General features: G+C 61.2%; 18 protein-coding genes. 13 read left to right on the top strand and 5 right to left on the bottom strand.

Annotated features, from left to right (window positions below; all coding sequences use genetic code 11):
* The first annotated feature begins 229 nt into the window (after positions 1–229).
* The gene (locus J5M56_RS20495; RefSeq protein ID WP_186476229.1) at positions 230–1,156 is read left to right on the top strand and encodes an alpha/beta hydrolase; all 927 of its coding nucleotides are present in this window, start codon (positions 230–232) and stop codon (positions 1,154–1,156) included.
* On the opposite strand, the gene J5M56_RS20490 is transcribed toward J5M56_RS20495, so the two are convergent.
* Positions 1,157–1,909: a DUF2059 domain-containing protein gene (locus J5M56_RS20490; protein WP_186476230.1), complete on the bottom strand. Its 753-nt coding sequence runs from the start codon at positions 1,907–1,909 to the stop codon at positions 1,157–1,159.
* A 113-nt stretch (positions 1,910–2,022) separates the two neighbouring features.
* Between J5M56_RS20490 and J5M56_RS20485 the strand changes: the two genes are divergently transcribed.
* Positions 2,023–2,655 carry a 2OG-Fe(II) oxygenase gene (locus J5M56_RS20485; RefSeq protein WP_207937661.1) on the top strand — a complete coding sequence of 211 codons (633 nt, stop codon included), beginning with the start codon at positions 2,023–2,025 and terminating at the stop codon, positions 2,653–2,655.
* Between the two features lie 30 nt (positions 2,656–2,685).
* Here the strand turns inward: J5M56_RS20485 and J5M56_RS20480 are convergent, their stop codons facing one another.
* Positions 2,686–3,201, bottom strand: coding sequence for a transporter substrate-binding domain-containing protein (locus J5M56_RS20480; RefSeq protein WP_207937648.1), 516 nt, complete (start codon positions 3,199–3,201; stop codon positions 2,686–2,688).
* A gap of 224 nt (positions 3,202–3,425) precedes the next feature.
* Here J5M56_RS20480 and J5M56_RS20475 point away from each other — a divergent pair, with 224 nt between their 5' ends.
* Positions 3,426–3,902, top strand: a complete 477-nt coding sequence (locus J5M56_RS20475; protein ID WP_186476232.1) for a DUF4399 domain-containing protein — start codon at positions 3,426–3,428, stop codon at positions 3,900–3,902.
* Between the two features lie 135 nt (positions 3,903–4,037).
* Here J5M56_RS20475 and serA read toward each other — a convergent pair whose 3' ends face one another.
* The gene (gene serA / locus J5M56_RS20470) at positions 4,038–5,267 is read right to left on the bottom strand and encodes a phosphoglycerate dehydrogenase (RefSeq protein ID WP_060479614.1); all 1,230 of its coding nucleotides are present in this window, start codon (positions 5,265–5,267) and stop codon (positions 4,038–4,040) included.
* 171 nt (positions 5,268–5,438) lie between these two features.
* Between serA and J5M56_RS20465 the strand changes: the two genes are divergently transcribed.
* The 4 genes from J5M56_RS20465 (at position 5,439) to J5M56_RS20450 (ending at position 9,610) form a co-directional block, all read left to right on the top strand.
* Positions 5,439–6,836: an FAD-binding oxidoreductase gene (locus J5M56_RS20465; RefSeq protein WP_207937647.1), complete on the top strand. Its 1,398-nt coding sequence runs from the start codon at positions 5,439–5,441 to the stop codon at positions 6,834–6,836.
* A 24-nt stretch (positions 6,837–6,860) separates the two neighbouring features.
* A complete protein-coding gene (locus tag J5M56_RS20460; protein WP_060479616.1) occupies positions 6,861–7,526 on the top strand; it encodes a fumarylacetoacetate hydrolase family protein in 666 nt (221 codons plus the stop codon).
* A 176-nt stretch (positions 7,527–7,702) separates the two neighbouring features.
* Entirely contained in the window at positions 7,703–8,629 is a 927-nt protein-coding gene (locus J5M56_RS20455) for an SdiA-regulated domain-containing protein (protein ID WP_207937646.1), read from the top strand.
* 78 nt (positions 8,630–8,707) lie between these two features.
* Positions 8,708–9,610, top strand: a complete 903-nt coding sequence (locus tag J5M56_RS20450) for an SdiA-regulated domain-containing protein (RefSeq protein WP_060479618.1) — start codon at positions 8,708–8,710, stop codon at positions 9,608–9,610.
* A 131-nt stretch (positions 9,611–9,741) separates the two neighbouring features.
* On the opposite strand, the gene rpiA is transcribed toward J5M56_RS20450, so the two are convergent.
* The gene (gene rpiA, locus J5M56_RS20445; RefSeq protein ID WP_186476236.1) at positions 9,742–10,416 is read right to left on the bottom strand and encodes a ribose-5-phosphate isomerase RpiA; all 675 of its coding nucleotides are present in this window, start codon (positions 10,414–10,416) and stop codon (positions 9,742–9,744) included.
* Positions 10,417–10,548: 132 nt separating this feature from the next.
* Here rpiA and ilvA point away from each other — a divergent pair, with 132 nt between their 5' ends.
* The 4 genes from ilvA to ptsP all read left to right on the top strand — a co-directional run bounded on the left by ilvA (position 10,549) and on the right by ptsP (position 15,549).
* On the top strand, positions 10,549–12,063 hold the full coding sequence (gene ilvA / locus J5M56_RS20440; protein WP_207937645.1) for a threonine ammonia-lyase, biosynthetic: 1,515 nt from the start codon (positions 10,549–10,551) through the stop codon (positions 12,061–12,063).
* A 38-nt stretch (positions 12,064–12,101) separates the two neighbouring features.
* On the top strand, positions 12,102–12,527 hold the full coding sequence (locus tag J5M56_RS20435) for a DUF2269 domain-containing protein (RefSeq protein WP_207937644.1): 426 nt from the start codon (positions 12,102–12,104) through the stop codon (positions 12,525–12,527).
* Positions 12,528–12,767: 240 nt separating this feature from the next.
* Entirely contained in the window at positions 12,768–13,247 is a 480-nt protein-coding gene (locus tag J5M56_RS20430) for an RNA pyrophosphohydrolase (RefSeq protein WP_060479637.1), read from the top strand.
* A 22-nt stretch (positions 13,248–13,269) separates the two neighbouring features.
* On the top strand, positions 13,270–15,549 hold the full coding sequence (gene ptsP, locus J5M56_RS20425; RefSeq protein WP_186476239.1) for a phosphoenolpyruvate--protein phosphotransferase: 2,280 nt from the start codon (positions 13,270–13,272) through the stop codon (positions 15,547–15,549).
* A gap of 110 nt (positions 15,550–15,659) precedes the next feature.
* On the opposite strand, the gene J5M56_RS20420 is transcribed toward ptsP, so the two are convergent.
* The gene (locus J5M56_RS20420) at positions 15,660–16,406 is read right to left on the bottom strand and encodes an NRDE family protein (RefSeq protein ID WP_207937643.1); all 747 of its coding nucleotides are present in this window, start codon (positions 16,404–16,406) and stop codon (positions 15,660–15,662) included.
* Positions 16,407–16,535: 129 nt separating this feature from the next.
* Here J5M56_RS20420 and J5M56_RS20415 point away from each other — a divergent pair, with 129 nt between their 5' ends.
* Positions 16,536–17,318, top strand: coding sequence for a sulfite exporter TauE/SafE family protein (locus tag J5M56_RS20415; RefSeq protein WP_207937642.1), 783 nt, complete (start codon positions 16,536–16,538; stop codon positions 17,316–17,318).
* A gap of 16 nt (positions 17,319–17,334) precedes the next feature.
* The gene (lgt, locus tag J5M56_RS20410) at positions 17,335–18,141 is read left to right on the top strand and encodes a prolipoprotein diacylglyceryl transferase (protein WP_152955506.1); all 807 of its coding nucleotides are present in this window, start codon (positions 17,335–17,337) and stop codon (positions 18,139–18,141) included.
* Positions 18,142–18,153 lie beyond the last annotated feature (12 nt).

Here is an 18,153-nt window from a genome sequence, read left to right as displayed (position 1 = left end):
GGTGTGGCGCACCGGCTTCGCCTGTAACCCGCTTCTACAGGCGCTGCACATGCCATGAGATGAGCGCAAACCTATGGAGCGGCTCAAGCCTTGAAGAGGCCAGCGCAGACAGAGGATGCTGTCACTCCGACAGGCTGATCTCGGTGCCTTCGAGGTGAGCAAGCTTGCCACGGAGTCGGCCAGAGCTGAATATCGCAGATCAATACTCGATCCGCCTTGGATGTACCTGATGCCTGCTTCCTTTCACCCCGATCCCCTGCGTGCCAGCCTTGCGCCGTTGGCCACGCGTCAGGCGTTGTCCAACCAGGCGCAGGACTATCAACGCTTCTATGGCTTGAACCTGCCGGTGCAGAGCTGGCTGGGCGGTTTTCAGGCGGCAGGGTTCGAGTTGGTTGGGCAAGTCTGGCTGCCTGAAAAGCCAAAAGCGACGCTGTTCCTACTGCACGGCTATTACGACCACATGGGCCTCTATCGGCATGTCATCGAGTGGGCACTGGCGCTTGGGTACGCGGTAATCAGCTGCGACTTGCCAGGCCATGGCCTGTCTAGTGGCGAGCGCGCGAGCATCGGTGATTTCGCGGTCTATCAGCGTGTGCTGGAGGCTTTGTTCGAGCAGGCGCGAAGCCTTGGGCTGCCACGCCCCTGGCATTTGTGCGGGCAGAGCACCGGTGGTGCCATAGCTGTGGATCACCTGCTGCATCAAGGTGAGCGCAGCCCGGTCGATGGCCAGGTGATCCTGCTGGCGCCACTGGTACGGCCGCGGGCATGGCGCTGGTCGAAGTTCAGTTATCGGGTGTTGCGCCACTTTGTCGATGGCATCGAGCGCCGCTTCAGTGAGAACACCAACGACCCGACGTTCCTGCCGTTTCTCGAAGCCGACCCGCTCCAGCCTCGGCGCTTGCCCACGGCGTGGGTCGGTGCATTGATCGCCTGGGTCAAGCGCATCGAAGCGGCGCCGCATTGCGCGCGGCGGCCGCTGATCGTACAGGGGGAGGACGATGGTACGGTGGATTGGCCCTACAACCTTCAAGTGCTCAAGGCCAAGTTCGACGAGCCGCAGATCCTGCTGCTGCCCCAAGCCCGTCACCACTTGGCCAACGAGTTGCCAGGCATCCGCCAGCGCTACTTTGACTTCATCGGGCAGCGCATGGGCTGATTACTTGAGGTCAGCGCTGTTCTGGCCAACCGCAAGGCCAGCACGCACCGCAGCTACAGCCGCCTGGTAATAGGCTTTGCCTTCCGGCGACTCGGCGAACGTGGCGAATTCTTCGAGTTCATCGTCGGACAGGTCACGGTACACATACAGCAGCGTGTTGTTCAGGTCCTGGCCGATCTGCCCCATCAGCCGCTGGCGCTGGCCGTCGAGCAGCCCTTGGGCTTGGCTTGGGCCGAACAGGCCAGGGATCATCGAACTGAGGCTGTCGGCGGCCACCCCGGCAATCGCCAGGCTGACTTCGGCACCGGCTTCACGGGCCGGCAGCGCCTGGGCCAAGTGGCCTATGACCAGCATCCGGTTGTCGCTGGCCTGCATCTTCGGCAGGCCCTCGGCGTGCTTTGCCAACTGGTCCTTGCGCGTGGCGAGCAGCTCGGCGGCAACGATCTTGCGCCCCAATGGCGACTGGAAGAACGCTAGGGCCGGTGTCGGGTTGGGCAGGGTGCTGCGCAGTTTGGCCAACGCACGGCTGTCCATCGCCTTGGCTTGGAAGCGCTGGTTGCTGTTGTTGACCAGCGCCTGATAAACCGCAGGCGGCAAGCTATTGCGATAGCGTTGCTGAGCTGCGCTCACGGCGTCGGTGAAATGGGCGCGCTGGTCAGGCCAGCCGGCGGCTTTGTACAGTTGATCAAGGCTGTCTGCCCGGACAGGCATGGTGCAGATCATCAGCAGAAGCAGGGAAAACAAACGGCGCATTCAGGACTCCTGTCGGCAGGTAGCTATTGTCCTTGGACGGGCGCCGTTTTGTCGAGCAATCCTAACGCTTCTCAGCCAAGTGGCGCTGTGCGCCGACAGAGTGAATGGATATGATGCGCGCCATGCACATCTCCCCCGAAAACCCGATGTTTGCGGCCGTCGTTGACGATCTGGCCACCCATGGCTGGTCGCAGCAGGCGCTCTTTCTGCCTGCCGACCTGGTGCGCGCGCTGGCGGCCGAATGCCGCCGCCGTGATGCCGAAGGTCAACTCAACCCGGCCGCTGTAGGGCGCGGCGATGCCCAGGAGGTGCGCGAGAGCATTCGCGGCGATCAGATCCAGTGGATCGACCCTGGCCAGGCCCCGGCTTGCGATGATTACCTGGCGGCCATGGACCAATTGCGTCAAGCCATGAACCAGGGCTTGTTTCTGGGCCTGGAGGATTTCGAATGCCACTTCGCCCTGTACCCACCGGGTGCGTTCTATCGCCGGCACCTGGACCGCTTCCGTGACGATGACCGGCGCATGGTGTCGGCAGTGCTGTATCTGAACGAAGACTGGCAGCCAGAGAACGGTGGGCAGTTGCGCATGTTCCTGGCCGGCGGTGTCGAGCACGATGTGCAGCCTTTGGCCGGCTGCCTGGCGATTTTTCTTTCCGGCGTAGTGCCGCACGAGGTGTTGCCAGCTACGCGCGAACGCCTGTCGTTGACTGGCTGGTTCCGGCGCCGTGGCAACGACCCGTTCTGATCTATCGAGTGAGTGCCTGCCGGGGGATGTTCAGTTGGCGGGCGTTGGAGCAAGGGCGGCAGGGGTCGCTTGGCCTGCCTGCATGCCCTTGAACCACTTGCGCTCAAGTTCTGCCATACGGCCGCTGTCTTTGAGGCGTTGAATGGCGTTGTTGACCGCGCTTTCGAAGGCCGGGTTATCTTTCTGGAAAGGGATCACCAGCTTCTTTTCGCCAAACGCCTGGCTTACATCGAACGGGCCATCGGCATTGGGCGCCTCGCTAGAGGGGGTAAGGGCAACATCGTACTTTCCGCTTTCGACCCCCGGCAGCACTTGCTCGGCTGTGGCTTCCAGAAACTCGGCACGCAAGTCGAGTTCGCGGGCCAAGTCCTGGCCGAACTCGACCTCAAAGCCCGTCAGGCGGTCGTCTTGCTTGAAAGAATAGGGTGCGTTGTCGGCTTGCACGGCAATGCGTAGTTCGCCCCGGTCGGCAATTTCGTCTATCAGCTCGGCCTGAGCCAACGGAGTGATCAGTACTGCCAGCAGTACGCCTATGGTCGAACGCATGTCGTGCCCCTTTTTATCTAGCAAATGAATAACTTTCGCCGCGATTTTCTTCCCCATCGCGGTCGAGCGCAGCCTATGACCTTCAAGCCTTGGCGAGGTTTAACCCTAACTGAAAAATTTGTGCCCTGGGGCCATGATCGCTGCGAACGGGTAATTCAACTATGTTGAATCATCGCGGCCATTGTTTGATGGCGGTGTTTTCAAGTGAACCACAGGAGACGTTGATGAACAGCTTATTTTCCCGTGCTGCCGTGGCTGGCCTGCTGCTGGGGGTGTCGATGATGGCCGGCGCAGCGGATGCCCTCAAAAGCCAGGAGCCGCCTAAGGGTGCCAAAGTCTTCATCGTTTCACCGGCCGATGGCGCCACGGTGGACAAGACCTTCACCGTGAAATTCGGCATCGAGGGCATGGAGCTCAAGCCTGCTGGCGATCAGACTCCGCATACCGGCCACCACCATTTGCTGGTGGATGTGGACAAGCAGCCGGTCGCCGACATGCCGCTGCCGACCAGCCTGATGCCGGCTGCGGGAACTGCGTTGCCAGCCGGGCCGCAGGTGCTGCACTTCGGCAAGGCGCAGACCGAAGCGACCATCACACTCGCCCCAGGCAAGCACACACTGCAACTGGTGCTGGGCGATCAGTACCACGTGCCGTTCAAGCCGAGCGTGGAGTCTGAAAAGATCACTGTCCAGGTAAAGTAAGCGCCGATCCGACCCCATAGGAGTGTCGAGCGCTGCGGGGTTGGGTATTGGCAGGCAAAGAAAAGGGCTGCGTCACGGCCCCTCGCGGATGTACCCGCGAAGGGCCGCAGCGCAGCCCCCATTGTCTTGCCTGGCTTAGAACAGTACGCGCGAGCGAATGGTCCCTTTGACCTGTTGCAGTTTTTCCTGCGCCAGGTCGGAGTACTCGGCGTCAACGTCGATCACCACGTAACCAACTTTCTCGTTGGTTTGCAGGAACTGGCCGGAAATGTTGATGCCGTTCTCGGCGAAGACCTTGTTGATCTCGCTGAGCACGCCCGGAATGTTCTCGTGGATGTGCAGCAGGCGGTGCTTGCCTGGGTGGGCCGGCAGCGCCACTTCAGGGAAGTTGACCGACGAGATGGAGGTGCCGTTGTCGCTGTACTTGACCAGCTTCTCGGCCACTTCCAGGCCGATATTGGCCTGTGCTTCGGCAGTGGAACCACCGATGTGCGGGGTGAGGATGACGTTGTCCAGGCCACGCAGAGGGCTTTCGAATTCTTCGTCGTTGGAGCGTGGCTCCACTGGGAACACGTCGATGGCGGCGCCGATCAGGTGCTTGTCCTTGATGGCGGCCGCCAAGTGATCCAGCTCGACCACGGTACCGCGAGCAGCGTTGATCAGAATCGCGCCTTTTTTCATCGCACGGATTTCCTTCTCGCCAATCATCCACTGGGTGGATGGCAACTCAGGCACGTGCAGCGAAACGATGTCGGCCAGGCCCAGCAGTTCGTTGAGGCTGGCGACCTGTACGGCGTTGCCCAGTGGCAGCTTGGTCAGCGGGTCGTAGAAATAGACCTGCATGCCAAGGTTTTCTGCCAGAACCGACAGTTGAGTACCGATCGAGCCATAGCCGACGATGCCCAGTTTCTTGCCACGGATCTCGAACGAGTTGGCCGCGCTTTTGATCCAGCCGCCACGGTGGCAGGATGCGTTTTTCTCCGGGATGCCACGCAGCAGCAGGATCGCCTCGGCCAGCACCAGTTCGGCCACCGAGCGGGTGTTGGAATAGGGGGCGTTGAATACGGCGATACCACGCTCGCGGGCTGCGGCCAGGTCAACCTGGTTGGTGCCGATGCAGAAGCAGCCGACGGCGACCAGTTTCTTGGCACAGTCGAAGATTTCTTCGGTCAGTTGAGTGCGCGAACGGATGCCGATGAAGTGGGCGTCGGCGATCTTTTCCTTCAGCTCGGCATCCGGCAGGGAACCTGTGAGGTATTCGATGTTGGTGTAGCCGGCGGCCTTGAGGGTATCGACCGCGTTCTGGTGCACACCTTCAAGAAGAAGGAACCGGATCTTGCTCTTGTCGAGAGAAGTCTTGCTCATCTGCGTAAACCTGTATCCCGGAGAAAAAATGGCGAGGACTGATGCCAGGCGCCAGGGCAGCCATAGCATGAACAGCGGGAGCGCTATGCTAGCATACGCGACCCAATCTGAGCTTATCCCGACAGGTGAAGAGTGCTCAGGGTGACTATGAATAAGTCGAGAGTTCCAGCGATGACCCACTCTGCGGTAATTGAAGAACTGATGACCCTTGTCGACCCTGGCAAGGTCCTGACCGACCCGGCTTCGCTCCAGGCCTACGGCAAGGACTGGACCAAGCACTACCCGCCTGCACCCACCGCCATCGTGCTGCCCAAGACGGTTGAACAAGTGCAGGCCATCGTGCGTTGGGCCAATCAGCATCGGGTTGCCCTGGTGCCCTCCGGCGGGCGTACCGGTCTGTCGGCCGGTGCCGTGGCCGCCAATGGCGAAGTGGTCGTCGCCTTCGACTACATGAACCAGATACTGAGCTTCAATGCCTTCGACCGTACCGTGGTATGCCAGCCAGGCGTCATCACTCGGCAGTTGCAAGACTTTGCCCACGAGCAGGGCCTTTATTACCCGGTGGATTTCGCTTCCAGTGGCTCCAGTCAGATTGGCGGCAACATCGGAACCAATGCCGGCGGTATCAAGGTCATTCGCTACGGCATGACCCGCAACTGGGTAGCTGGTCTGAAGGTGGTCACCGGCACTGGTGAGCTGCTGGAGCTGAACAAGGACCTGATCAAAAACGCCACCGGCTACGATCTACGTCAGTTATTCATTGGCGCCGAAGGCACCTTGGGTTTCGTCGTCGAAGCGACCATGCGCCTGGACCGAGCCCCGCGCAACCTTACCGCCATGGTGCTGGGCACCCCTGATTTCGACTCGATCATGCCGGTGTTGCATGCCTTTCAGGGCAAGCTCGATCTGACCGCCTTCGAGTTCTTCTCCGACAAGGGTCTGGCCAAGATCATGGCCCGTGGTGATGTGCCGGCTCCTTTCGCCACAGACTGCCCGTTCTATGCTTTGCTTGAATTCGAGGCCAGTACCGAGGAGGTGGCCAATCAGGCGCTGGCCACCTTCGAGCACTGTGTGGAGCAAGGCTGGGTGCTCGATGGGGTCATGAGCCAGAGCGAAACCCAGCTCAAGAACCTGTGGAAACTGCGCGAATACCTGTCCGAGACCATCTCTCACTGGACGCCGTACAAAAACGATATTTCCGTGACCGTTTCCAAGGTTCCTGCGTTTTTGCGCGATATCGATGCCATCGTCAGCGAGCATTACCCTGACTACGAAGTGGTCTGGTACGGCCACATCGGCGATGGCAACCTGCACCTGAACATCCTCAAGCCCGAGCACATGAGTAAGGATGACTTCTTTGCCTCGTGCACCAAGGTCAACAAGTGGGTGTTCGAGATCGTCCAGCGCTACAACGGCTCGATCTCGGCCGAGCACGGTGTGGGCATGACCAAGCGCGACTACCTCAGTTACAGCCGTTCGGCCCATGAAATTGCCTGCATGAAGGCAATCAAGGCCGTCTTCGACCCTAACGGCATCATGAATCCGGGTAAGATCTTCGCTCCTGAATAAAAGCAGTGATCAAAGGAGTCGGCCATGAGTTACCAGCACCAGTACGTAGACGGCACGCGCATCCATTTCCCGCTGGGCAAAGTGGTATGCATCGGCCGCAACTACGCCGAGCATGCCAAGGAACTGGATAACCCCATCCCAAGCGAGCCGCTACTGTTCATCAAACCGGGCAGCTGCGTGGTGCCCCTGGAGGGCGGCTTCAAGATCCCGACCGACCGTGGCTCGGTGCACTACGAGGCCGAAATCGCCGTGCTGTTGGGCAAGCCGTTGTCGTCCAACGCCTCTCAGGAAGAGGTGATGGATGCCATCTCCGGATACGCCCCAGCCCTGGACCTGACTCTGCGCGACGTGCAGGCCAAGCTCAAGGAAAAGGGCCTGCCTTGGGAGTTGTGCAAAAGCTTCGACGGCGCCTGCGTGTTACCACCGTTCGTTTCTGCGGCATCCTTTGAAGACGTGACCGATATTCCCGTGCGCCTGACCATCAACGGTGAAGTGCGCCAGGACGGTAACAGCAAGATGATGCTCAACCCGATCGTGCCGATCATCCAGCACATGGCGGCGCAGTTCTCGCTGCAGGCGGGTGATGTGATCCTGACCGGTACCCCGGCCGGTGTCGGGCCATTCAATGTGGGTGACGAACTGGTGCTGGAACTGCCAGGTGTTTGCCGTTTCGAGAGCCGCGTGCTCTGACGCAAGGCCTCATCACCTCGTTCGCGGCTGAGCCCGCTCCCACTAGGGTCTCATCTTGGGTGACATCAAACTTGTGGGGGCGGCCGCAGCCGCGAAGAGGCCCGCGCCGTTTACTGTTTTTTCACACCCCATCCGGATAATGCGCGGATCTTCGCCTCTGTCTGCAGGACCTTCGAATGCCTACACCCGTCAGCACCAGCGCCCCCTCCAAGCGCCGTTTCTACCTCCGCTGGCCCTTCGCCGTGGCGGTTGCTGCGGTGATTGGCTATGGCGTGGCGGTGGCTATGCACTGGGACGACCGCGGCATGCTATGGGTCAAAGAGCGCTTTGAAACCAGTGCCGAGCGCAGCGAAAGCGTGTGGCTGCCGAACTATCGAGTGGACATCGATGCCAAGGTGTTGCCCGGTATGGAGGACGACGAAGCTTCGGACGTGGCCTACAGCCCGCACACCCGCACGCTGTTCGCAGTGATGGGCAAGAACCCGTTTCTGGTCGAGCTAAGCCTCGAAGGGGATGTGCTGCGCAAGATCCCACTGGCAGGCTGGAGCAACCCGGAAGGCGTTGCCGTGTTGGAAGATGGCGGCATCGCAATCACCGATGAGCGTCAGCACGATCTGACCGTGGTCAAGGTCGATGCACAGACCGTTTCGTTGAACCACGCTGATTTTCCCAGTTATGACCTGGGTGAGTCGGTCAAGAGCAACAAAGGCTTCGAAGGTATCGCCTGGGACCCTATGCGCCAACGCCTGGTGATCGGCGAGGAACGCCCGCCGAAGCTCTACACCTGGAATAGCGACGGGCGTAGCCCACTCAAGGGCCAAAAGCAGGTGCTGGCCAGCGATGACCTCGATTTGCGCAACCTGTCAGCCTTGGCCGTCGACCCACGTACGGGCCACCTGCTCGTGCTGTCGGCTGACTCGAACATGCTTTTGGAACTCGATGAACAAGCTCGGCAGGTAAGTTTCATGACGCTGCTGGGGGGCTTCAACGGCCTGCAAAGCACCATCCCGCGTGCCGAAGGCGTGACCATGGATGATCAGGGCGACCTGTATATGGTCAGCGAGCCGAACCTGTTCTATCGGTTCAAGAAAAAACAGCAATGAAGCTGGAATCTTCCTACATTAAGCTTCGCTTCAGTCGTCCATGGTTTGATCCGCAACTACCCCGTCGAGACTCTTGCCATGCGTCGCCTTTTTCATCTGTCAGTGATCCTTCTGCTTGCTGGGCTGCTGATCTTGGGCTTGGCTGCCCAGGAGTTGCGCCTGTTCGAGCGCGGCTGGTTCAACGTAAAAAGCTGGTGGCAGCCGCCTGAGCAGGGCATGCGCTTGGATCGCTACCAAGTGGCCGTGGAAGCGCAGCCAATCGAGGGGTTGGACGACGATATTTCAGCTCTGACCTACGACCCTGACCGTAAAACCCTGTTCACCGTAACCAATGCCCGTTCGGAGCTGCTCGAACTGTCGCTGGAGGGGCGTATTCTGCGCCGCGTGCCGTTGACCGGCTTTGGTGATCCCGAGGCCGTGGAGTATGTAGGGCCTGGCAGCTACGTGATCTCCGATGAGCGCCAGCAGCGGTTGATCCGGGTGCGCCTTGACGATGACACGCCGTTTCTGGATGCGGCCGATGCCGAACAGATGAGCCTGGGAATCGGCCTCAATGGCAACAAGGGCTTTGAGGGGCTGGCGTACGATTCTGCAGGCCAGCGCTTGTTCGTGGCCAAGGAACGCGACCCCATGCTCATCTATGAGATACATGGCTTTCCGCATCAGAACCCGGAGCGCCCTTATGCGGTGCATGTGGTGCAGGACCGCAAGCGTGATGCGCGGTTGTTCGTGCGCGACCTTTCCAGCTTGCAGTTCGATGAGCGCAGTGGCCACCTACTGGCGCTCTCGGACGAATCGCGCCTGGTGCTTGAGCTCGATGCCCATGGTCAGCCGCTAAGTACGCTGTCTTTGCATAGGGGGCTGCAGGGGCTGAAGGCATCAGTGCCTCAGGCTGAGGGAATTGCCATGGACGAGGCCGGCACTTTGTACCTGGTCAGCGAGCCGAACCTCTTTTACGTGTTCAAGCAGCCCGCTGACTGATTGCCTGTTCGGGCCTTTTTGCGGGTAGAGCCGCCCCTCTATGTAGTGCGTCAGAGGCGAGCACTAGCGTGTAGGAGCGGCTTATGCCGTGAAGCGGCCGGCAACGGATAGCGAAGACATACGCTCAGCGGTTAATCGGCCTTGAGCGTCTTCACTCCTTCGGCAGTACCCAGCAGCAGCAGGTCTGCCGGGCGCGCGGCGAACAGGCCGTTGGTCACCACGCCGACGATGGCGTTGATCTGGGCTTCGAGCTCTACTGGGTTGGTGATTTGCAGGTTGTGCACGTCGAGGATGACGTTGCCATTGTCGGTTACAACGCCCTCACGGTACACAGGGTCGCCGCCGAGCTTGACCAACTGACGGGCCACATGGCTGCGCGCCATGGGGATTACCTCGACCGGCAGCGGGAAGGCACCCAGCACTGGAACAAGCTTGCTGCCGTCGGCGATGCAGATGAAGGTCTTGGCCACCGCCGCTACGATTTTCTCGCGGGTCAGGGCCGCGCCGCCACCTTTGATCAGGTTCAGGTGGGCATCGCTCTCGTCGGCACCGTCGACATAAAACTCCAACTCGCTGACGCTGTTCAGCTCGTAGACCGGGATGCCATGGCCTTTCAGACGTTGGGCCGTGGCCTCGGAGCTGGCCACCGCGCCATCGAATGCGCTCTTGTGCTGGGCCAGGGCGTCGATGAAGAAGTTGGCGGTCGAACCGGTGCCGACGCCGACGACGCTTTTTTCATCCAGCTTCGGCAGAATGAAGTCGACAGCGGCCTGGGCGACGGCCTGTTTGAGTTGGTCCTGGGTCATGCGGGCTCCGAGAGGGGGCGGGGGCGGTAATGAAAGGAGCCTAGTATAACGGCTCGGGCGGCTTTGCTGTGGTCGCCCGACGTAGCGCTGGGGTAGACTCGCAGGCCTTGTCCCGCGGCCAGTGATGCTCCGATGCTCGAACAGTACGTCAAGAAGATCCTCACCTCGCGCGTCTACGACGTCGCTGTGGAAACACCCCTGCACAGCGCTGGGCAGTTGAGCAAACGCCTGGGCAACCAGATTCTGCTCAAGCGCGAAGACCTGCAGCCGGTGTTCTCGTTCAAGATCCGTGGCGCGTACAACAAGCTGGCGCAGCTCACCCCGCAAGAACTGGCCCGTGGCGTGGTCACCGCCTCGGCTGGCAACCATGCCCAAGGCCTGGCTTTGGCGGCCCGTGAGCTGGGCATCAAAGCCACCATCGTGATGCCCAAGACCACCCCTGAAATCAAGGTTGAAGGTGTACGCTCGCGCGGCGGCAAGGTAGTGCTGCATGGCGACTCCTTCCCTGAGGCGCTTGCCTATTCGCTGAAAATGGTCGAGGAAAAGGGCTTCGTCTACATCCATCCCTACGACGACCCGCATACGATTGCCGGGCAAGGCACGGTGGCGATGGAAATCCTCCGTCAGCACCCAGGGCAACTGGACGCGATCTTCGTGCCAGTGGGCGGCGGTGGCCTGATTGCCGGTATCGCGGCCTATGTGAAGTACTTGCGCCCGGAAATCAAGGTGATCGGCGTGGAGCCGGACGACTCCAACTGCCTGCAAGCTGCCATGGCTGCTGGTGAGCGCGTGGTGCTGCCGCAGGTGGGGCTGTTCGCCGATGGCGTGGCGGTTGCGCAGATCGGCCAGCACACCTTCGATATCTGCCGCCATTACGTGGATGAGGTGGTGACGGTCAGCACCGATGAAATCTGTGCGGCTATCAAGGATATCTATGACGATACCCGCTCGATCACCGAACCTGCCGGTGCGTTGGGGGTGGCGGGCATCAAAAAGTACGTCGAACTCAAGGGCGTGACCGGGCAGACGCTGGTGGCCATCGATTCCGGCGCCAATGTCAACTTCGATCGCCTGCGCCACGTGGCCGAGCGGGCCGAGCTTGGCGAGAAGCGTGAAGCCATCATCGCCGTGACCATCCCTGAGCGCCCCGGTAGCTTCAAAGCCTTTTGCGAGGCCATTGGCAAGCGCCAGATCACCGAATTCAATTACCGCAAGCATACCTCCGACGAGGCGCACATCTTCGTTGGCGTGCAGACCCATCCAGAAAACGACCCGCGAGCGGCGCTGGTGCAGAACCTGATCGACCAGGGCTTCCCAGTGACCGACCTGACCGATAATGAGCTGGCCAAGCTGCACATCCGCCATATGGTCGGTGGGCACTCAGCGGGTGCCAGTGACGAGATGGTGCTGCGCTTCGAGTTCCCTGAGCGCCCAGGGGCGCTGTTCAACTTCCTGACCAAGCTGGGCGGGCGCTGGAACATCTCGATGTTCCACTACCGCAACCATGGCGCGGCAGACGGGCGGGTGGTCGCTGGCCTGCAGGTGCCGGAGGAGGAGCGTCACCTGGTGCCGGCGGCACTGGCCAAGATTGGCTATCCGTATTGGGACGAAACCGACAACCCGGCGTACAAGCTGTTCCTGGGTTGAGCGGCTAAGCTTGGCTTATCGCTCAAGGATGTGAACCCATGGAACACCTGACTACCCTCAAGGCCTTGCACATCGCCGCTACTGCAGTGTTGCTGCTCTGCGCCCTGGGCCTGGCGATCTGGACCGTGCGTGCGCGCCGCCGCGGCGACGCCCAAGCCTATGCCAAGTTGCTGCGCCGGCCGCTGGTGTTCGTCTGGCTGGTAATGGGCGTTTGCTTGCTGAGCATGCCGTTCACCGGCTGGTGGCTGGTGCATCTTGTGGGTTGGCCGCTGGGGCAGACGTGGCTGCTGGCCTCCAGTGTTCTATATACCCTCGGTGCCTTTGCCGTTTGGTGGTTGCTGGTACGGCTCAACCGCCTGCGCAAGGCTGAGGTGACGGGGCTGCGGTTTACCCTGGCCTTGGCCGTGTTCAGTGGAGTGTGCTTGCTGTCCATCGCGGGCCTGATGGGCGCCAAGCCCGTCTGACGGGCCGCCGGTTTCTTCCCAGGTAAACCCGCTCCTGCAGGCATATCTGCGCTGCAGCGCCCGTAGGAGCCGGTTTACTCGCCAAGCGGCCAGAGCATCAATGCTCAATCCTTCATAGTCGGCCCGCAGAATACAGAATACGTAGTTACCACCGCGCTGCAGATAAGCTTGGCGGGCGCGTTGCTGCGCTCGCAGGCTTTGTGGAACAATGCGGTGACATGCGTTTGCGAGGTTGCTGCCGTGATCGACCCGGATGGTTTTCGCCCCAATGTCGGAATCATTCTCACGAATGATGCCGGGCAGGTGCTATGGGCTCGACGGATCAACCAGGATGCCTGGCAATTTCCCCAGGGTGGCATCAACCCTGATGAGTCGCCGGAAGATGCCCTGTACCGCGAGCTGAACGAAGAAGTTGGCCTTGAACGCGATGATGTGGAAATTCTTGCCTGCACCCGCGGCTGGTTGCGTTATCGTTTACCCCAGCGGCTGGTCCGCACGCACAGCCAACCGCTGTGCATTGGCCAGAAGCAAAAGTGGTTTTTGCTGCGCCTGGTGAGCAATGAACAACGGGTGCGGATGGACCTGACCGGCAAGCCTGAGTTCGACGGCTGGCGTTGGGTCAGCTATTGGTACCCGTTGGGCCAGGTGGTGACATTCAAGCGTGAAGTCTACCGCCGAGCCCTGAAAGAGCTTGCACCGCGTCTTTTGACGCGCGACTGACGACGGAGTTCGACCCCGAGCCATGCTCAATACGCTGCGCAAGATCGTCCAGGAAGTGAACTCCGCCAAAGATCTCAAGACGGCGTTGGGGATCATTGTCTTGCGCGTCAAGGAGGCCATGGGCAGCCAGGTCTGCTCGGTGTACCTGCTCGACCCGGAAACCAACCGTTTCGTGCTGATGGCCACCGAAGGCCTGAACAAGCGCTCCATCGGCAAAGTCAGCATGGCACCCAATGAGGGCCTGGTTGGCCTGGTCGGTACCCGTGAAGAGCCGCTGAACCTGGAAGACGCTGCCGCCCACCCACGCTATCGCTATTTCGCCGAAACCGGTGAAGAGCGATTCGCCTCGTTCCTCGGTGCGCCGATCATCCACCACCGCCGCGTCGTCGGTGTACTGGTCATCCAGCAGAAAGAGCGCCGTCAGTTCGACGAAGGCGAAGAAGCTTTCCTGGTCACCATGAGTGCCCAGCTCGCTGGCGTCATCGCCCATGCCGAGGCCACCGGCTCGATCCGTGGCCTGGGGCGCCAGGGCAAAGGTATTCAGGAAGCACGCTTCGTCGGGGTGCCGGGCTCGCCGGGCGCCGCGGTCGGTCGGGCCGTGGTGATGCTGCCACCGGCTGACCTGGAGGTGGTGCCAGACAAGACCGTCGAGGATATCGATGCCGAGCTGAAGCTGTTCCAAAATGCCCTGGAGGGCGTGCGTGAAGACATGCGCAAGCTGTCGGCCAAGCTGGCGACCCAGCTACGCCCGGAAGAGCGCGCGCTGTTCGATGTGTACCTGATGATGCTCGAAGACGCCGCCCTGGGTGGTGAAGTGATCGAAGTGATCAAGACTGGCCAGTGGGCACAGGGCGCTCTGCGTCAGGTGGTCGGCGAGCACGTCAACCGCTTCGAGCTGATGGACGACGACTACCTGCGCGAGCGTGCCTCGGACGTCAAGGACCTTGGGCGTCGTCTGCTGGCGTATCTGCAACAAGCGCGCGCGCAATCGTTGGTGTATGCCGACAACACCATCCTGGTCAGTGAAGAGCTGACCCCGGCGATGCTCGGCGAAGTGCCCGAAGGCAAGCTCGTTGGCCTGGTGTCGGTATTGGGCTCGGGCAACTCCCACGTCGCCATCCTTGCCCGTGCCATGGGCATTCCAACGGTGATGGGTCTGGTCGACTTGCCGTATTCGAAGGTCGACGGCATCGAGATGATCGTCGACGGCTACAAGGGCGAGGTGTTCACCAACCCCAGCGACGTGCTGCGCAAGCAATACAGTGACGTGGTCGAGGAAGAGCGCCAGCTGGCGCAGGGCCTTGATGCCTTGCGCGAACTGCCGTGTGTAACCCCGGACGGCCATCGTATGCCGCTTTGGGTCAACACCGGCTTGCTTGCTGACGTGGCCCGTGCTCAGCAGCGCGGGGCCGAAGGGGTTGGCCTGTACCGCACCGAAGTGCCGTTCATGATCAACCAGCGCTTCCCCAGCGAGAAGGAGCAGTTGGCGATCTACCGCGAGCAACTGGCGGCCTTCCACCCGCTGCCGGTGACCATGCGTACCCTCGACATTGGTGGCGACAAGGCGCTTTCCTACTTCCCCATCAAGGAAGAAAACCCGTTTCTTGGCTGGCGCGGCATTCGTGTCACCCTCGACCATCCGGAAATTTTTCTGGTGCAGACGCGCGCCATGCTCAAGGCCAGCGAGGGCCTGAACAACCTGCGCATACTGCTGCCGATGATTTCCGGCATTCACGAGCTGGAAGAAGCCCTGCACCTGATTCACCGTGCCTGGGGCGAGGTGCGCGACGAAGGCACCGACGTCCCGATGCCGCCAGTTGGGGTGATGGTGGAAATCCCGGCGGCGGTGTACCAGACCAAGGAGCTGGCGCGGCAGGTGGACTTCCTGTCGGTTGGGTCCAACGACCTGACCCAGTACTTGTTGGCGGTGGACCGCAACAACCCGCGGGTCGCCGACCTTTATGACTACCTGCACCCGGCGGTGCTGCAAGCGCTCAATACCGTGGTGCGCGATGCCCATGGCGAGGGTAAGCCTGTGAGCATCTGCGGCGAAATGGCCGGTGACCCGGCGGCGGCCATTTTGTTGATGGCCATGGGCTTCGACAGCCTGTCGATGAACGCCACCAACTTGCCTAAGGTGAAGTGGATGCTGCGCCAGGTGAACCTGGGTAAGGCCAAGGAGCTGCTGGCCGAGGCCTTGAGCCATGACAACCCGCAAGTCATCCACAGTTCGCTGCAACTGGCCCTGAAAAACCTCGGCCTGGCGCGCATGATCGGGCCTGGGACCAACAAGCCTCTTTAACCGGAGGTGGTGCTTCGCGGGCACGCCTGCTTGCATAGGGCGAGCGCAGCCTTCAGACACGGCGCGTTGCCTGTGAGCCCACGCCCGTGAAGAGGCCGGCGCCAACAGCCTCACACGTGCAAGCTGACTTCCCCGAGATGCCCACCAAAGGGCCCGAAACTGCGCTCCACTAGCCGCCTTCTCCCTCGATCATCCGCGATCAACACCGTGCTTGCCCGTGTGCCATAGGTTTGGCTGGCGATGAATACGCTCGACAGCAACTTCTCTGTTGCGATCCCCACGCCGGTTTCCGGTAGTTCCGCGTCCGGCGGCTGCTCTTGGTCTGCCAGTAACGTCAGCAGGCGCTGGGGGTCGGCTGTATCAAGCAGCCCCTGCAGCCCTGTACGTGCTTTGACGAGTTTCGGCCACGGCGTATCCAGCCCGGCATTGGAAAGCCCGTAAACCCCGGCCTGCAGCAAGCGGGGCGCCACTTCTCGGGCATTCAGGTAGCCCAGATGATCGGCATCCCCTACCAGCAGGTTGAAACCTGAATACTGCCCGCTGCGGCTGGCAACCCGGTCGAGGTAGCTCTGCACTCCCAGTTCGCCTTGCAGATAGGCCGCCACCAACTCGCCCCGCGAGCGTGGCCCCGGCACCTGCCCGGGGTCGCGAATGTTGGTCAACGCAGCAAAGCGCCCCTGTGGGCCGACACCCAGCCATGTGCCACCGGCCTGCAAATCGCGCCCAGCGTACACCCCAGGTGCATCTTCCCAGGCCGCCAAGGCCTGGGCCGGGCGGGCATAGAATTCGTCGCGGTTGGCGGCGACGACCAGCGGCAGGGCATGCCCTGGGCGCCAGGCGAATACGATCAGGCACATCGGTTGAGCCTCTGTGTTTTCGGCCACTGTACCGGCTGCGCGGATATCGAGCCATCCTGTCACAGAGTTCACTAGAGCCCCGTGCCCGGCTTCCGTTACCATGCCGGATTGTTTTCTCGGGAAAGACGAATGGAATTCGTGCTCTATCTACTGTTGGGCGCCTGTGCTGGGGTATTGGCAGGGCTGTTCGGCGTGGGCGGCGGCATCATCATCGTGCCGGTGCTGGTGTTCAGCTTCACCTTGCAAGGCTTCGACGCCTCGGTGTTGACACATCTGGCAGTCGGCACTTCGCTGGCTACCATCGTCTTCACCTCGATCAACGCCGTGCTCGAGCACCATCGCAAGGGCGCGGTGCAGTGGCCGATATTCGCCTGGATGACGCTCGGCATCCTCTTGGGAGCCGGCGTCGGCGCCAAGACCGCTTCGCTGATCCAGGGCCCGCAGTTGCAAAAGATCATCGGCGTGTTCGCCTTGATCATCGCTGCGCAGATGGCTCTGGATCTCAAGCCCAAAGCCAGTGGTGCTCTGCCTGGCAAGCCAGCCCTGATCGGTGCCGGTGGGGTGATCGGCTGGGCATCGGCGATCTTCGGCATTGGTGGCGGTTCGCTGACCGTGCCGTTTCTGACCTGGCGCGGCCTGCCGATGCAGAGGGCAGTGGCAACTTCATCGGCCTGCGGTCTGCCAATCGCTTTGGCCAGTGCGCTGAGCTTCATGCTGCTGGGCTGGCACGACCCAAACTTGCCGCCCCACAGCCTGGGTTTCGTATATCTACCGGCGCTGGTTGGCATTGCCGTGACCAGTATGTTTTTCGCGCGTTTTGGCGCACGCCTGGCGCACAAGCTGTCGCCGCGTCTTTTGAAACGCCTGTTCGCAGCCTTGCTGTTCTGCGTCGGCCTCAGCTTTCTGATTTGAATCAAGAGGAACTTGCATGCTGCCTTACCCGCAGATAGACCCCGTGGCCGTTGCCCTCGGGCCGCTGAAAATCCACTGGTACGGCCTGATGTACCTGGTTGGCATTGGTGGCGCCTGGCTACTGGCTTCTCGCCGGCTCAACCGCTTTGACCCAACCTGGAGCCGGGAGAAACTGTCCGACCTGGTGTTCTGGCTGTCGATGGGGGTGATCGTCGGTGGGCGCCTGGGGTACGTGTTGTTCTACGATCTGCACGCCTACCTGGCAAATCCGACGCTGATCTTCGAAGTGTGGAAGGGTGGCATGTCGTTCCACGGTGGCTTCATCGGGGTGATGCTGGCTGCGTTGTGGTTTGGCAAACGTAACAACAAGTCGTTCTTCGAACTGATGGACTTCGTCGCGCCGCTGGTGCCGATCGGTCTGGGCGCTGGGCGTATCGGCAACTTCATCAACGCCGAGCTATGGGGCAAGCCCACCGATGTACCGTGGGCGATGATCTTCCCGCCGTTCAGCGACCCAGCGCAGTTGCCGCGCCACCCGTCGCAGCTCTACCAGTTCGCCCTGGAAGGCGTAGCGCTGTTCGTCATTCTCTGGCTGTACTCGCGTAAACCGCGGCCTACCATGGCTGTTTCCGGTATGTTCGCGCTGTTCTACGGCATTTTCCGCTTCATCGTGGAATTCGTCCGGGTGCCGGACGCGCAGCTCGGTTACATCGCGTGGGGCTGGCTGACCATGGGTCAGATTCTTTGCGTACCGATGATCCTGGCTGGCCTTGGCCTGATCTGGTGGGCTTATAATCGCAAACCCACGGCGAAACCCGCCTGATTATTCCCACGG

Origin of the sequence: Pseudomonas sp. 51_B (assembly GCF_017491595.1) — a bacterium.
Taxonomy (GTDB): Bacteria; Pseudomonadota; Gammaproteobacteria; order Pseudomonadales; family Pseudomonadaceae; genus Aquipseudomonas; species Aquipseudomonas promysalinigenes.
Note: the sequence above shows the minus strand (reverse complement) of the source record. Positions and strands in the feature narration are given on the sequence as shown.